Annotated in this window: 13 protein-coding genes; 10 read left to right on the top strand and 3 right to left on the bottom strand. The window is 67.9% G+C overall.

What is annotated here, in order from left to right; translation table 11 throughout:
* Positions 1–352: 352 nt before the first annotated feature.
* Together ACFWPH_RS11025 and ACFWPH_RS11020 are read right to left on the bottom strand one after the other, a co-directional pair.
* Positions 353–940 (bottom strand): transglycosylase SLT domain-containing protein, encoded by a 588-nt coding sequence (locus ACFWPH_RS11025; RefSeq protein WP_378749844.1) that lies wholly within the window; start codon positions 938–940, stop codon positions 353–355.
* A gap of 363 nt (positions 941–1,303) precedes the next feature.
* Entirely contained in the window at positions 1,304–2,542 is a 1,239-nt protein-coding gene (locus tag ACFWPH_RS11020; protein ID WP_378749842.1) for a peptidoglycan DD-metalloendopeptidase family protein, read from the bottom strand.
* Between the two features lie 54 nt (positions 2,543–2,596).
* On the opposite strand from ACFWPH_RS11020, the gene ACFWPH_RS11015 reads away from it, so the two are divergent.
* The 7 genes from ACFWPH_RS11015 (at position 2,597) to ACFWPH_RS10985 (ending at position 10,917) form a co-directional block, all read left to right on the top strand.
* The gene (locus ACFWPH_RS11015; RefSeq protein ID WP_378749840.1) at positions 2,597–3,760 is read left to right on the top strand and encodes a pyridoxal phosphate-dependent aminotransferase; all 1,164 of its coding nucleotides are present in this window, start codon (positions 2,597–2,599) and stop codon (positions 3,758–3,760) included.
* A gap of 136 nt (positions 3,761–3,896) precedes the next feature.
* Positions 3,897–4,535, top strand: a complete 639-nt coding sequence (locus tag ACFWPH_RS11010; RefSeq protein ID WP_033244076.1) for a TetR/AcrR family transcriptional regulator — start codon at positions 3,897–3,899, stop codon at positions 4,533–4,535.
* 6 nt (positions 4,536–4,541) lie between these two features.
* Positions 4,542–5,969, top strand: coding sequence for an adenylosuccinate lyase (gene purB, locus ACFWPH_RS11005; RefSeq protein ID WP_378749838.1), 1,428 nt, complete (start codon positions 4,542–4,544; stop codon positions 5,967–5,969).
* A 90-nt stretch (positions 5,970–6,059) separates the two neighbouring features.
* On the top strand, positions 6,060–6,491 hold the full coding sequence (locus ACFWPH_RS11000) for an HIT family protein (protein ID WP_378749836.1): 432 nt from the start codon (positions 6,060–6,062) through the stop codon (positions 6,489–6,491).
* A gap of 201 nt (positions 6,492–6,692) precedes the next feature.
* A complete protein-coding gene (locus ACFWPH_RS10995) occupies positions 6,693–7,625 on the top strand; it encodes an alpha/beta hydrolase (protein ID WP_378750639.1) in 933 nt (310 codons plus the stop codon).
* A gap of 25 nt (positions 7,626–7,650) precedes the next feature.
* Complete coding sequence (locus ACFWPH_RS10990) at positions 7,651–9,816, top strand: S9 family peptidase (protein ID WP_378749834.1); 2,166 nt, start codon at positions 7,651–7,653, stop codon at positions 9,814–9,816.
* A gap of 399 nt (positions 9,817–10,215) precedes the next feature.
* Positions 10,216–10,917: a DUF2334 domain-containing protein gene (locus ACFWPH_RS10985; protein WP_378749832.1), complete on the top strand. Its 702-nt coding sequence runs from the start codon at positions 10,216–10,218 to the stop codon at positions 10,915–10,917.
* A 345-nt stretch (positions 10,918–11,262) separates the two neighbouring features.
* Here ACFWPH_RS10985 and ACFWPH_RS10980 read toward each other — a convergent pair whose 3' ends face one another.
* A complete protein-coding gene (locus ACFWPH_RS10980) occupies positions 11,263–11,907 on the bottom strand; it encodes an MBL fold metallo-hydrolase (RefSeq protein WP_378749830.1) in 645 nt (214 codons plus the stop codon).
* Positions 11,908–12,055: 148 nt separating this feature from the next.
* Between ACFWPH_RS10980 and purS the strand changes: the two genes are divergently transcribed.
* The 3 genes from purS (at position 12,056) to ACFWPH_RS10965 (ending at position 14,318) form a co-directional block, all read left to right on the top strand.
* A complete protein-coding gene (gene purS, locus ACFWPH_RS10975) occupies positions 12,056–12,292 on the top strand; it encodes a phosphoribosylformylglycinamidine synthase subunit PurS (RefSeq protein WP_033244081.1) in 237 nt (78 codons plus the stop codon).
* Positions 12,289–12,966 carry a phosphoribosylformylglycinamidine synthase subunit PurQ gene (purQ, locus tag ACFWPH_RS10970; protein ID WP_280416579.1) on the top strand — a complete coding sequence of 226 codons (678 nt, stop codon included), beginning with the start codon at positions 12,289–12,291 and terminating at the stop codon, positions 12,964–12,966. The genes purS and purQ overlap by 4 nt, the downstream gene beginning before the upstream one ends.
* Positions 12,967–13,037: 71 nt before the next feature.
* The gene (locus ACFWPH_RS10965; protein WP_378749827.1) at positions 13,038–14,318 is read left to right on the top strand and encodes a M18 family aminopeptidase; all 1,281 of its coding nucleotides are present in this window, start codon (positions 13,038–13,040) and stop codon (positions 14,316–14,318) included.
* Positions 14,319–14,504: the final 186 nt, after the last annotated feature.

Genomic DNA, 14,504 nt, shown 5'->3' with positions numbered 1-14,504 from the left:
AGTCGGGGTGCACGTTGCCGAGCAGTCGGGGTGCACGTTGCCGAGCAGTCGGGGTGCACGTTGCCGAGCAGTCGGGGTGCACGTTGCCGAGCAGCCGGGGTGCACGTTGCCGAGCAGTCGAGGCGCACGGTTGCCGAGTCCGGGGGCGCCCGAGGCTGAGTTTCCCCGGGCGCGGGGCTGAGCTACCGGACGCGCGACGCTGAACCTCCCGAGCGGGAGGTTGAGTTCCTGGGCGGGAGGTTGAAATCCTGGGCGCGCCGCTGAATTTCCGGTCGCGGGACGCTGAATTTCCGAGTTGCACGACGCCGACCGCCCAGGAGGCTGTGGCGTCGCGCCCCGGAACCGGGTGCGGTCAGTATGCCCCGAAGACGTTATCGATCGAGCCGTAGCGGGCCGCGGCATAGTTGCAGGCCGCGGCGATATTCGCGACCGGATCGTAGATATCCCACGACGTGCCTTCCACGTGGTAAGCGGCGAAGGTGGGATCGATGACCTGCATTAGCCCCTTCGAGGGGATACCGGCTGCGGCGTTGGAATCCCAGAGGTTGATCGCGTGCGGGTTGCCGCCGGATTCGCGCATGGCGGTGCGGTGGATGCCCTCGTAGCTCGCCGGGATACCGCGCTGGCCGAGGATATGCAGCGCGTTACGGATCCAGCCGTCCAGATTGTCGGGGAAGCTCGGCGGCATGAGCTGCGGTAGCGGTTGCGGCAGCGGCTGGACGAATTGTTGTAGCTGATCCCGCTGCGGTTGCGGCAGCTGCTGTTGCCACTGCTGGGCCTGCTGTTGCAGTTGCTGCGCGGGGCCTTGCAGCTCCGCGGGTACGCCGGCAATCGGGGTTTCGGCTGCGGCCTGCACGGGGACCGCGAGGGCGGCGGCGACAACGGCCAGGGGCAACAGTTTTCGTAGATACATAACGAACTCCGGCAGCGCGGGATCCACGCCGCCGCGATATCGCCGGCGCCGTTGTTGCGCTGTTTCCTTTTGTGATTGCGTTGGGGATCTGAGGGTTCAGTTGTTCGCGGCCAGTGACGCGGTATCCCGTGCGCCGATGGTTTCGGCGGTGCTGGGGCGGCGGGATATCCGGACGAATATCTTTGCCGCGATATGCAGGCTTGCGCTCTGTTCTCTGGCGAATCACAGAATGATTGCGAAAGGTTAACAAAAGGTGAACCAATAGCCAACTGTCGGTTCTATTCTGCTGAGAGAAACGGCTGTACCTGCGAATTCTGAGGTATCGATCACACTGCGGCGGCCGTCGGGGCGTGCTCGGTTCCGGGTACCGAATATTTGCCCGATGGCAGATCAGCCGTACGAAAGGCCGTGCAGTGCCAGCCAGCGCTGCGGATCCACATGCTGTCCGTCCATGATGATCTCGAAATGCAGATGTGGACCGGTGGAATCACCACGATTACCCATTCGGGCGATCTGCATCCCGGCGGGCACCCGCTCGCCGACCGAAACGAAGAAATCGTACATATGGCCGTAAACCGAAATGGTGCCGTCGTTGTGCCGGATCCGTACCCACAGGCCGAACCCCTGGGCCGGGCCCGCATCGATGACCGTCCCGTCGGCGACGGCATAGATAGGCGTGCCGATCGGCCCGGCGACATCGATACCGCGGTGGTACGTACCCCAGCGGCTGCCGAAACCGGAGGTGAATGTGCCTGGAGCGGGGAGAACGAAACCGCCGGGCCCGGGCGGGATGGCGCCGGGCGGAAGCGCGCCCTCGGGAGCCGGTGCGCTGTTGATCCACGGCTGGTCCTGACCCGCCGCCGCGGCCGCGGCCTCCGCTTTCGCCCGCTCCAGGGTCGCGCGGGCGGCGGCGGCCACCACGGCCTGTTCGCGAAGCCGCTCACCGTTGGCGATGGCGTCGAGATAGCGGCGTACCGAGGGCACCGGTGTGGACAGTTTCAGCGGGTGAGCGACCGCGACGCGGTGGGCGATACCGGGCGCGGGGGGCTGCTCGGTCACCAAGAGACCCGCGCCCGCATCTCCGGCGGCCAGCAGCAGGGTGAGCCCCAGACCGCCGAGGAGGAAGCGGTGCCGCCGTGCGGACTCGGCGATATCCTGCGCCGACGGGCGGCGGTCGAGGAGTTCGGTGAGCTCGGCTCGCGTCGGGATCCGGTCGCGCAGCGCGGTGAGCTGCCGCCGGGTCCACCGGTGCGCGGCCGCCAGCCGTTGCCGCGGTGTCGGGTGCGTTTCTCGTTCCTGTGTGGCGCGTTCCCGCCAGTCGGGCGCGATCAGCCGGCCACCGCCGGTCACGACCGCGCGGCGCAGCAGCGTACGAGGTTCCGGGGCCGGCGGGCCGTCGTCTTCCGGATTGTCGGGGAGCGGCGTGTCGAGCGCGGTTTCCGATTCGTCCGGCAGGGTTCCGATGCTTGTCGAGCTTGCGGGTTCCGGTCCCTGCTCCGCGGGGGTCGCACCGCGCCGGGAAGTCCGGCTCCGGCTACGCCGGAGGAACCCGGGACCGCTACCGGAAGCGGTGGAACCGGGCTCGGCGGATGGCGGGCCGGCGGCCGGCCGGCGGGCCTTGTCGAGCATCAGAGCAGACCATAGCCGTCGAAGCGTCCGAAGCGGTGTTCTACCGTCGGTCGGGTGTCCACTGAATCTCGGCGCTCGACCATTCCACCTTTTTACGTGATGGATGTCTGGAAAGCCGCCGCCGAACGCGCCCGAACGCACGGTGATGTGCTGAGCCTGGCCGCAGGCCAGCCCTCCACCCCTGCTCCGGCGCCGGTGCTGCGTGCCACGAAAGCGGCGATCGATGCCGAATTATTCGGCTACACCGAGACTTTCGGCATCCTGCCGTTACGTGAGGCCATCGCGGAACATCATCGGCGCACCTACGGTTACCCGGTCGATCCCGACGATGTCGTGGTCACCACCGGGTCGTCGGGGGCGTTCACGCTGATCTTCCTGGCGGCCTTCGACCCCGGCGACACGGTGGTGGTCGCGCGGCCGGGCTATCCGGCCTACCGCAACACGCTGACGGCGCTGGGCTGCCGGGTGGTGGAACTGGACTGTCGCGCCGAAACGCGGTTCCAGCCCACCGTCGCGATGCTGGACAGCCTGCCCGAAGCACCGCGCGGGTTGATCGTGGCCAGCCCGGCCAACCCGACGGGCACCATGATCGAGCCCGCCGAACTCGCCGCCGTGGCCCGCTGGTGCGATGCGCACGGCACCCTGCTGATCTCCGACGAGATCTATCACGGCATCACCTACGGCGGGGAGCGCACCACCTCGGCGTGGGAGACCTCCCGGTCAGCTGTGGTGATCGGGTCGGTATCGAAGTACTTCTCGATGACCGGCTGGCGGCTGGGCTGGATGCTGGCTCCCGCAGCGATCCGGCCCGCGCTGCAGCGGCTGGCGTCGAATATGACCGTCTGCCCGCCCGCGATCTCGCAGTATGCGGCGGTGCACGCCTTCGACGCAGAGTCCCGGGCGGAACTGGACGGCCATGTGCGGCGGTACGCGACCAACCGCCGGATCCTGCTCGACGGGCTGGCCGTGCTCGGGATCACCGATCTCGCCCCCGCCGACGGCGCCTTCTACGCCTACGCCGATATCGGCCACCTCACCGACGATTCGATGGCGTGGTGCGCGGACGTACTGGCCCATACCGGGGTGGCGCTGGCGCCCGGCCTCGATTTCGACACCGTGAACGGGAACCGGACCGTCCGCCTCTCCTTCGCCGGCGCCACCGCCGACATCGAAACGGCGCTCACCCGCCTGGGCGGTTATCTGCAACAGCGGGCTTGACACAATCTCTCTGCCCGGCAACAACTTTGCACAGTACGACACCATCACTGCGAGGATGCGGTAGAAACATCGATGGTTGTTTCCCCTTTCCCTCATTTCGCACGGATGTACTGATGACGACTGGCACGATGGCACGGTGATCACCGCGACGACTCCGAAAGGTGAACGGCGTCGCCAGGCGCTGGTGGCTGCGGCCGCCGAACTACTGCTCGAAGGCGGTTTCGATGCGGTGCGGCACCGATCGGTCGCGACCCGCGCCGAACTCCCGCTGGCTTCGACGACGTACTACTTCGAATCGCTCGAGGATCTGATCGCGCGCGCCGTGGAGTTCAGCGGTAACGCCGAACTCGAGGCGATGCGGCGGCGCGTCGGTGAAGTGACCCACCGCCGCCGCGGTGCGGAGGCGACCGTCGACCTGGTGCTCGACCTGCTGATCGGCTCCGACGGGGTCGACGACGGCGCGCGCGGCCGGTTGATCGCCCGCTACGAGCGCACCGTCGCCTCCGCGCGGCATCCCGAGCTACGCGAGGTCCAGCTCCGACTACGCGGGCAGCTCGACGAGCTGCTTGCCGATGTGCTGCGCCGATCCGACCGGATCGTGCGGCCCGAACAACTTCGCAGGCTGGTCGCGGTGGTCGACGGCGCGGCGGTCGCCGCCCTGAGCGAACCCGACCCGCAACCGCGGCGGCTGGCCCGCGGAGCACTGCTGGAGGTCATCGATATCGTCGCTCCGGCGACGCACCAGCCGATGGACCGGTACCGGTCATTAGACTGACCGGACGTGACCTCCGACCTGATCCCCAACGTCCTCGCCACCCGCTATGCCAGCCCGCAGCTGGTGCATCTGTGGTCTCCCGAGCACAAGATCGTGCTCGAGCGGCGGCTGTGGCTGGAGGTGTTGCGCGCCCAGTCCGAGCTGGGTGTCGAGGTCCCGCCCGGGGTGGTCGCGGACTACGAGCGGGTTGTCGAACAGGTCGACCTGGCTTCGATCTCCGAACGCGAGCGGGTGACCCGCCACGATGTGAAGGCCCGGATCGAGGAATTCAACGCCCTCGCCGGCCACGAACACGTGCACAAGGGGATGACCAGCCGCGATCTCACCGAGAATGTCGAACAGCTGCAGATCCGGCTGTCGCTGGAACATATCCACGCGCACGGGGTTGCGGTCGCTGCCCGGCTCGCCGAACGCGCCGCCGAATACCAGGCCGTGGTGATGGCGGGCCGCTCGCACAATGTCGCCGCGCAGGCCACCACCCTCGGTAAACGCTTCGCCTCGGCCGCCGACGAACTGCTCATCGGCCTCACCCGGCTGCGCGAACTGATCGAGCGCTATCCGCTGCGCGGGATCAAGGGCCCGATGGGGACCGCGCAGGACATGCTGGACCTGCTCGGCGGTGACGCCGCGAAACTGGCCGCTCTCGAGCAGCAGGTAGCGCGGCACCTCGGCTTCACCAGTGTGTTCACCAGCGTGGGCCAGATCTATCCGCGTTCGCTGGATCACGATGTGCTCTCCGCGCTGGTACAGATCGGCGCCGCGCAGTCCTCGCTGGCGCACACCATCCGGCTGATGGCGGGACACGAACTGGTCACCGAGGGCTTCCAGCCCGGGCAGGTGGGCAGTTCGGCCATGCCGCACAAGATGAACACCCGGTCCTGTGAACGCGTCAACGGGTTGCAGGTGGTGCTGCGCGGGTACGGGTCGATGGCGGCCGAACTCGCGGGCGCGCAGTGGAACGAAGGCGATGTGTTCTGCTCGGTGGTGCGCCGGGTCGCGCTGCCGGACGCGTTCTTCGCCCTCGACGGTATGACCGAAACCTTCCTGACCGTGCTCGCCGAATTCGGCGCCTACCCGGCGGTGGTCGCGCGCGAACTGGATCGCTACCTGCCGTTCCTGGCCACCACGCGCATCCTGATGGCAGCGGTCCGCGCCGGGGTCGGGCGGGAAGCGGCCCATGAGGTGATCAAGGAACACGCCGTCGCGGTGGCGCTGGCAATGCGCGAACAGGGTCGCGAACCCGATCTGCTGGACCGCCTCGCCGCCGACGACCGTCTCCCGCTGGACCGCGCCGCCCTGGACGCGGCGCTGGCGGACAAGTCGGCGTTCATCGGCGCGGCCGACGCGCAGGTCGCCGATGTCGTCGCCCAGGTGGGCAAGCTGACCGACGCCTACCCCGAGGCCGCCCGCTACACGCCCGCACCCATCCTCTGACCGCCCTTCCCTGGACCGTCGGGTTCACAGCCCGTCCGGGCTGTGAACCTCTGTTCCCGCGGCGTTCGGGATGGTCGCATAGTGGGGTTCATGGATCCGTATTCGATTTTCGCCGACATCATCGCCGGGCGGGCGCCGGCCAGCCGGGTGTACGAGGACGACGATGTGCTCGCGTTCATGGATATCCGGCCGCTGACCCCGGGGCATCTGCTGGTCGTTCCGAAGGTTCCGGCCCGGAATCTCGGTGAGCTCGATCCGGAGATCGGTGGCAAGTTGTTCCAGGTGGGGCAGCGGTTGGCAGCGGCGCTGCGGGCGAGTGAAGTGGCTTGTGACGGCGTGAACTTCTTCCTCGCCGACGGTGTCACGGCAGGCCAGGAGGTTTTCCACGTCCATCTGCACGTCATCCCGCGGACTCCCGGAGACGGATTCGGGCTGCGGGCGCGTCCGCGGACCCCGCCGCGCGCCGACCTGGACTACCTCGCCGGTTCCGTCCGGGGCGCTCTGGAGCGGCGCCGGGCGTGATTCCCACTGCCGGAGCGGTTTCGCGGGGACGGGCGTCCGGGGACACGTAAGGTCGTGTATCAATAACTATTGGAACGTTTGCTGTTCGAATGCTGAATGCCGACAACGCCGCCGGGGCATGATGGTGTGAGTCGGCCTACGCCGAGTTCTGGGTGGGGATACGGAGGTGTGGACGTGCGGTTGTTCCGATTAGCTGTACTCATGCTGGCGGTGATCGGATTGGTCGCCGGCCTTCCTGTTCTCCGGCCGGCTCCGGCGGCAGCGGCCGAGGTCGTCGGAATCGACGCACTGAGCCCCACCCGGTCCGCGATGTTCATCGCCTCGCCCGCGATGAACCAGGTCGTGCAGGTGCAGGTGCTGCATCCGGCCGGTGGTGGTTCGCGGCCCAGCTACTACCTGCTCGACGGGCTGGACCCGGGGGTCGGGCAGAGCACTTGGACCAACGCCACCGATGCGGAGGCCTTCTTCCGGGGCAAGAACGTGAACGTGGTGCTGCCGGTGGGCGGGAAGGCCAGCTACTACACGAATTGGCAGCGGGAAGACCCGGCACTGGGCCACTACCAGTGGGAAACCTTCCTCACGCAGGAGCTGCCGCCGCTCGTCGACGGCCATTTCTTCGGTAACGGGGTGAACGCGATCGGCGGTCTGTCCATGGGCGGGCATGCGGCCTATATCCTCGCGGCCCGGCATCCGGCGCTGTACACCACGGTCGCCGGGTACAGCGCCTGCCCGGATACCGGGATGGCCACCGGCGCGGTGCAGTTCTCGATCATCACCCGTGGCGGCAACCCCGACAATATGTGGGGCCCGGGCGGCAGTCCGGCGTGGGCGGCCCACGATCCGGCGCTCATGCTGGACCGGTTGCGCGGTAAAACCCTGTACCTGTCCACCGGGACGGGTCTGCCGGGGCCACACGAACTCGAATTGAAACCGCAGCTGCCGGAGAACATTGTGCTCGGCGGCCCGATCGAGTTCGCGGTCGATACCTGTGTGATCGCCTTCGAGCGGCGGGCGCGGGCGGCCGGTGTGCCGATCCGGGTCGATTACAGCCCGGTCGGCACCCATTCCTGGTCGTATTGGAACGACCATCTCAAGGCGTCCTGGCCGGTCGTCGGCCGCGCGATCGGGGCGTAGGACCCGGGCCGCTACGGTGGTGGCCATGGCTGACACTGGTGGTCCGATGACCGAGGCGGTGACGGCGCCGACGGCGAAGACGGTGCCGCAGGAGCGAGTGCATCACGGCGATCGTTTCGTCGACGAATACGAGTGGCTGCGGGACAAGGACAACCCGGAGGTCATCGCCTACCTGGAGGCCGAGAACGCCTACACCGAGGCGCAGACCGCGCAGCTGGCTCCGCTGCGAGAGAAGATCTTCGACGAGATCAAATCCCGCACCCAGGAAACCGATCTGTCGGTGCCCACCCGGCTGGGCGAGTACTGGTATTACTCGCGCAGCTTCGAGGGGAAGCAGTACGGCGTGCAGTGCCGCTGCCCGATCGATGCCGCCGCGGCCGGTATCGATGCCTGGACCCCGCCGAAGCTCGAGGCAGATACCGAGATCCCCGGCGAACAGGTACTGCTGGACAGCAACGAGCTGGCCGAGGGCCACGATTTCTTCGCCCTCGGCGCCTTCTCGGTGAGCCATGACGGCAACCTGCTGGCCTTCTCGGTGGATACGGCGGGCGACGAGCGCTACACGCTGCGGTTCAAGGATCTGCGCACCGGCGAACTGCTCGGCGACGAGATCGAGCGGGCCGCGCCCGGCGCCACCTGGTCACTGGACGGCAGCCATGTCTTCTATCAGACGGTCGACGAATCGTGGCGGCCCGATACCGTTTGGCGCCACCGGCTCGGCAGCGGCACCGACACCGATGTCAAGGTCTTCCACGAACCGGACGAGCGGTACTGGGTGAGTATCGGCGGCACCCGGTCGGAGAAGTACCTGATGATCTGGGTGGGCTCCAAGATCACCACCGAGGGCTGGGTGCTGGAATCGGATAACCCGACCGGCGAGTTCCGGGTGCTGCTACCCCGGCGGGAGGGCGTGGAGTACGCCGCCGAACACGCTGTGGTGGCGGGCCGGGACCGGTTCCTGATCCTGCACAACGACGTCGTGGACGGGGTGAAGGCGGAGAACTTCGTCCTGGCCGAGGCCCCGGCCGACGATCCCGCACAACTGCGCACACTCATCGGGCACCGCGACGATGTACGGCTCGAGGATATCGACGCATTCGCCGGGCAGCTGGTGCTCAGCTACCGCCGCGAGGCGCTGCCGCGGGTGGCGGTGTGGCCACTGGGCCCGGACGGTTACGGCGAGCTGCGCGAGATCGAATTCGATCTCGAGCTCTACAGTGCCGGGCTCGGCTCCTGCCCGGAATGGGATCAGCCCACCCTGCGGGTCGGGTTGACCTCGTTCATCACCCCGACCCAGGTTTTCGATTATGTGGTGGAGACCGGGGAACTGCTGCTGCGCAAGGAACAGCCCGTGCTCGGCGGCTACGACGCCGGAGACTATGTACAACACCGTGATTGGGCCGAGGCCGCGGACGGCACGCGGATTCCGATCTCGATCGTCGCCCGCCGCGATACGGACCTGAGGGCCGGCCCGAAACCGTTGCTGCTCTACGGGTACGGCTCCTACGAGGCCAGTATGGACCCCGGATTCTCGGTCTCGCGGCTGTCGCTGCTGGACCGTGGAATGGTGTTCGCCATCGCCCATGTGCGCGGCGGTGGCGAGATGGGCCGGCTGTGGTACGAGAACGGTAAAACCCTGACCAAGAAGAACACCTTCACCGATTTCGTCGACTGCGCACGGCATCTCGTGGACAACGCGACCACGTCGGCGGACCGGATGATCGCCGACGGCGGCAGCGCAGGCGGTCTGCTGGTGGGTGCGGTGGCGAATATGGCGCCGGAACTCTTCGCGGGGGTATTGGCCAATGTGCCGTTCGTCGACCCGCTGACCTCCATCCTCGATCCCTCGCTCCCGCTGACCGTGATCGAATGGGACGAATGGGGAAACCCGTTGGCGGACAAGGACGTCTACGATTACATGAAATCGTATTCGCCCTACGAGAACGTGGTGGCCCAGGACTATCCGGCGATTCTCGCGATCACCAGCATCAACGACACCCGGGTGCTGTACGTGGAACCGGCGAAATGGGTCGCGAAACTCCGCGCCACCAAAACCGGGGATGCGCCGCTGCTGCTCAAGACCGAGATGAGCGCGGGTCACGGCGGGGTCAGCGGGCGGTACGAGAAATGGCGTGAGGTCGCGTTCGAGTACGCCTGGGTACTCGACACCGTAGGTGCCGGGGGCCGGTAGCCGGCAGCACTCGAGCGACGGCGATCGTATCGGCGACGCGGTCGCCGAGCGACTCGCCGGGAAAACGGGGCCGTGCGGCCCCGTACGTGTTCGCCCGGCGCGTGGGCCGGATCGGCGATCGCCATGGACAGGGGCGCGGTCCGGCCGAACGAATTCGGCGTCGCGCTCCAGCCGCTGCACCGGCTCGCCATCCCGGCACACCGTTCTCCTCCTCGCGGAGAAGTGGGGTCTCGACGCCGGCGTTCATCTCGGTACGCGCGTCGGAGCGAGGGCTCTACCGGACCGTGTCCGGATGTTCGCCCGGCGGTCATGTCTGCTGCACGGGTTGGTCACCGGACCTGCATGTATAGGTCATCGGTATTGCATACGGCCGTCACCTGTGACTGCCACCGTTGGTACATGAACGCTGAGCTACTCGTATCGGTGTCCGGGATCCGGGAGTCCACCCGCGACGCGGCGATCGGGTTCGCCGAGGAGATGGATCAGCGCGGTGTCCGGTTGTCGCTGCTGGTGGCGCCCCGGCTGAAGGGGAAATACCGGCTCGCCGACGACTCCACCACACAGATCTGGCTGCGCAGCCGCCGGGAGCGCGGGGACGCCGTCGTACTGCACGGTTACGACCAGGCCGCCACCAAACGGCGTCGCGCCGAATTCGCGACCCTGCCCCGGCACGAGGCGTTGCTGCGGCTCACCGCGGCCGATCGGGCGATGGAACAGGTGGGTCTGCGTACCCGGCTGTTCGCGGCTCCACGCTGGGATGTCTCGGCGGGCGCTGTCGGGGCGCTGCCCGAACTCGGTTTCCGGGTATCGCTGGGGCTGACGGGTATTCACGATCTGCAACGCAATACCGTGCAGAAGGCGCGGGTCTACGGCATCGGCGAAGGTTTCCGGGCCGAACCGTGGTGGTGCCGGGCCCTCGTACTCGGCGCGGCCCGGACCGCTCGGCGCGGCGGGGTGTTGCGGCTGGCGGTCTCGGCTGCGCAGCTGGCGCGGCCCGGTCCGCGGCAGGCGATGCTGGATGCGGTCGATCTCGCGCTTTATCACGGGGCGCGCAGCGAGGTGTACCGCTGGGAAGTCGTCGCTGCTGTGCGCGCGGCCTGAGACTCCGCCGCCCCCTGATCGGCGATAACGGGGGCGGCGGGTTTCGGTTGGGGTGTCGCCTCTGTTGGGTCTCCGCACCGCCGGCCGGAACCTGACCGAAGCCGTCTCGGGGGGAACCGTTTGTGAAGGGGCGGGCTGTGATTTTGGAGCCGCTCCGCGGCTCGAGGGTGGGGCCCTTTTGGGCCCGGTTCTTCACTCCCGCCGGTCGGTCGCTGCGCTCCCTCCCTCTGGTCGCTCCAGAACCGGGCGGGCCCCACCCGGGGAAGGTGAACCATCCAGGTGGGGACGGGAGTGAACCGCCCACGGAGGGAGAGATGGCCGCGGGTGGGGTGCGTTCTTGGTGGGTCAGAAGGTGGTGTTGTCTTCTTGGGGTAGCACCTTGAACTCTGTTTCGGCCTTGCGCATTTCGTCGAGCCGGCTGAAGTAGACGCCCCAGGCCTGCTCGGCGATGATCCCGTAGTGGATCGGGAACGCGACCCGCGGCGCGACCGAACGCAGGTAGTCGACCGCTTCGCTGATCTTCATCCACGGTGCCGCGGCGGGGACCGCCAGCACATCCACCGGGGTGGAGGGGACCCAGAGCGAATCGCCCGGGTGGACGAACCGGGTCGGGTTGTCGGTGCTGCCGAGCTGGAACACGGTGTTGTCGACGACCGGGAGCTCAGGGTGGATCACGGCGTGCCGGCCGCCGCCGCCGGTGATCCGTAGCTCGCCGAGCTCGATCACATTGCCCGCGTGCACCGCCTCCCACGGTCCCTCCTGCAGCTCGGCGGTCTGTGGGTCCGACAGCAGGCGGGCGCCGGGGTTGGCGGAGATCAGTGCCTCGACGCGGTTCGGGTCGATATGGTCCGCGTGCTGATGGGTGACGGCGATGGCGTCCAATCCGGTGAGGCCCTCGAAACCGTGCGAGAACGCGCCGGGATCGAAGAGAACCTTCTTACCGTGCAGTTCGACGAGTACGCAGGAGTGACCGAAATGGGCTACATGCATGCCCCCAGGCTAGTACCGCGCAACTGGTTCACCTCACCCGCCGCGAACGCCGGTAGTCGCGGCAATTAGGCTGCTCAGGTAACCCCATCAGCGTTCCGGCCCGTTGCAGCGCCGGGCGCAGCTCACCCCTTTTCGTGAGGAGCAACCCGTGGCACGTGTCGTGGTCGAGGTGATGCCGAAGGCCGAGATCCTGGATCCGCAGGGGCAGGCCATAGCCGGCGCGCTACCGCGCCTGGGATTCGAAGGCGTCACCGATGTCCGGCAGGGCAAACGGTTCGAACTCGAGGTCGGCGACGATATGAGCGACGACCAGATCGCGGCGATCGCGGAATCGCTGCTGGCCAACACCGTGATCGAGGACTGGAAGGTGGTGCGCGTCTCGTGACCGCCCGTATCGGGGTCATCACCTTCCCGGGCACCCTCGACGATGTGGACGCCGCCCGCGCCGTCCGGCTGGCCGGCGCCGAGGCGGTGAACCTCTGGCATGGCGACGCCGATCTCAAAGGTGTGGACGCGGTCGTGGTCCCCGGTGGCTTCTCCTACGGCGACTATCTGCGCTGCGGTGCCATCGCCCGGTTCGCACCCGTTATGGGCACCGTGATCGAGGCCGCCGGCAAGGGTATGCCGGTGCTCGGTATCTGCAACGGTTTCCAGGTGCTGTGCGAGGCCGGGTTGCTGCCCGGTGCGCTCACCCGCAACGAGGGCCTGCATTTCATCTGCCGCGACCAGTGGCTGCGCGTCGAGGCCACCGATACCGCCTGGTCCTCCCGCTACGAACCCGGCGCCCAGATCCTGGTCCCGCTGAAATCGGGGGAGGGCCGCTACCAGGCCTCGCAGTCGGTACTCGACGAACTCGAGGGCGAAGGCCGGGTGGTGTTCCGCTACGAAGGCGACAACCCCAACGGCTCGCAGCGTTCGATCGCGGGTATCGCCTCGGCGAACAAGCGGATCGTGGGGCTCATGCCGCATCCGGAACACGCCACCGAAGCGCTCACGGGTCCGAGCGACGACGGGCTGGGGTTGTTCCTGTCTGCCCTGGACGTGCTCGTCGGTTCCTGACAGGCGCAGGGCCGGGCCGGAACCCGCGGCGCCCGCAGGCGCCGCAAAAAGACACAACATAGGGTCGTCTCATGCCGAGTTCTGCTGTTGCGGCTTCGGCCGCCGGTTTGTGTGCCTTCATCGACGCCTCGCCGTCGCCGTTTCATGTCTGCCGGACGATGGCCGAGCAGTTGGATGCCGACGGGTTCGTTCGTCTCGACGAGACGCAGCCCTGGCCCAGCGCGGGCGGCCGGTACTACATCGTGCGCGGTGGGTCGCTGGTTGCCTGGGCCGATCCCGCGCAGACCGGTCCGTTCCGGGTGGTCGGGGCACATACCGACAGCCCCAACCTGCGGGTCAAACAGCACCCCGATCTATCGGTGGCCGGATGGCAACTGGTGCGGCTGGAGCCGTACGGCGGGGCCTGGCTGAATTCGTGGCTGGATCGGGAGCTGGGTATCTCCGGGCGGCTCAGTGTGCGTGAGGGCAATAGTCTGGCCGAGCGGCTGGTGCGGATCGACGAGCCGATCCTGCGCGTTCCGCAGCTGGCCATCCACCTCTCCGAGGATCGGCGCGGGGTCACGCTCGACCCGCAGCGTCACGTGAACGCGATCTGGGGCGTGGGCAGCGAACCCGCGTCCTTCCTGGACTATGTGGCCGAGGCGGCGGGGGTGGATCCGGCGGCGGTGCTCGGGTGGGAACTGATGACCCACGACCTGGCGGCGAGCCGGGTGATCGGCGCCGGCCAGGACCTGATCAGCGCGCCGCGGCTGGACAACCAGGGCACCTGCTATGCCGGTCTGCAGGCCTTCCGCACGGCGGTGGACAATCCGGGCGGCGCGGTTCCGGTGCTCGCGGTATTCGATCACGAGGAAGTGGGTAGCCAATCCGATCGTGGCGCCCAGTCCGAGCTGCTACCCACGGTGCTGGAACGGATCGTGCTCGCGCGCGGCGGTGGCCGTGCCGATTTTCTGGCCGCGATGGCTGGATCGGTCTGCGCGTCGGGCGATATGGCCCACGCCACCCACCCGAACTACCCGGAGCGACACGAACCCGCACACGGGATCGCGATCAACGGCGGACCGGTGCTCAAGGTCAACCAGAATCTGCGCTATGCGACCGATGCGGTGGGTGCGGGTGCGTTCGCGCTGGCCTGCGCGCAGGCGGGCGTGCCCATGCAGCGGTATGTGCATCGGGCCGACCTGCCGTGTGGATCCACCATCGGACCCATGACCGCCGCCCGCACCGGTATGCCGACCGTGGATATCGGCACACCCCAGCTGGCGATGCATTCGGCGCGCGAAATGATGGGGGCCACCGATATCACCGCCTATGCCGCGGCGCTGGCCGCCTTCCTCGCGCCCCGCGACTGAGCCCGGCGAACCGGCGGCCACAGGCATTGCGCCTGCGCCGTGCCCGGGGGCCGTGCTCCCGCACCGGCCTTCGGGCAGCAGTCGGTCACGGACCGGTGGCCGGGGCGTCGGCGGCGATGGGGTCGGGAATGTGCGCGGCGCAGGTGAACGTAAGATTCGTGCTGGATCAAACCTGTCGGGGCCCCG

It is taken from the genome of Nocardia sp. NPDC058499 (assembly GCF_042719915.1).
GTDB lineage: Bacteria > Actinomycetota > Actinomycetes > Mycobacteriales > Mycobacteriaceae > Nocardia.
The sequence above is the reverse complement of the archived record's forward strand: the minus strand, read 5'-3'. Positions and strand labels throughout refer to the sequence as shown.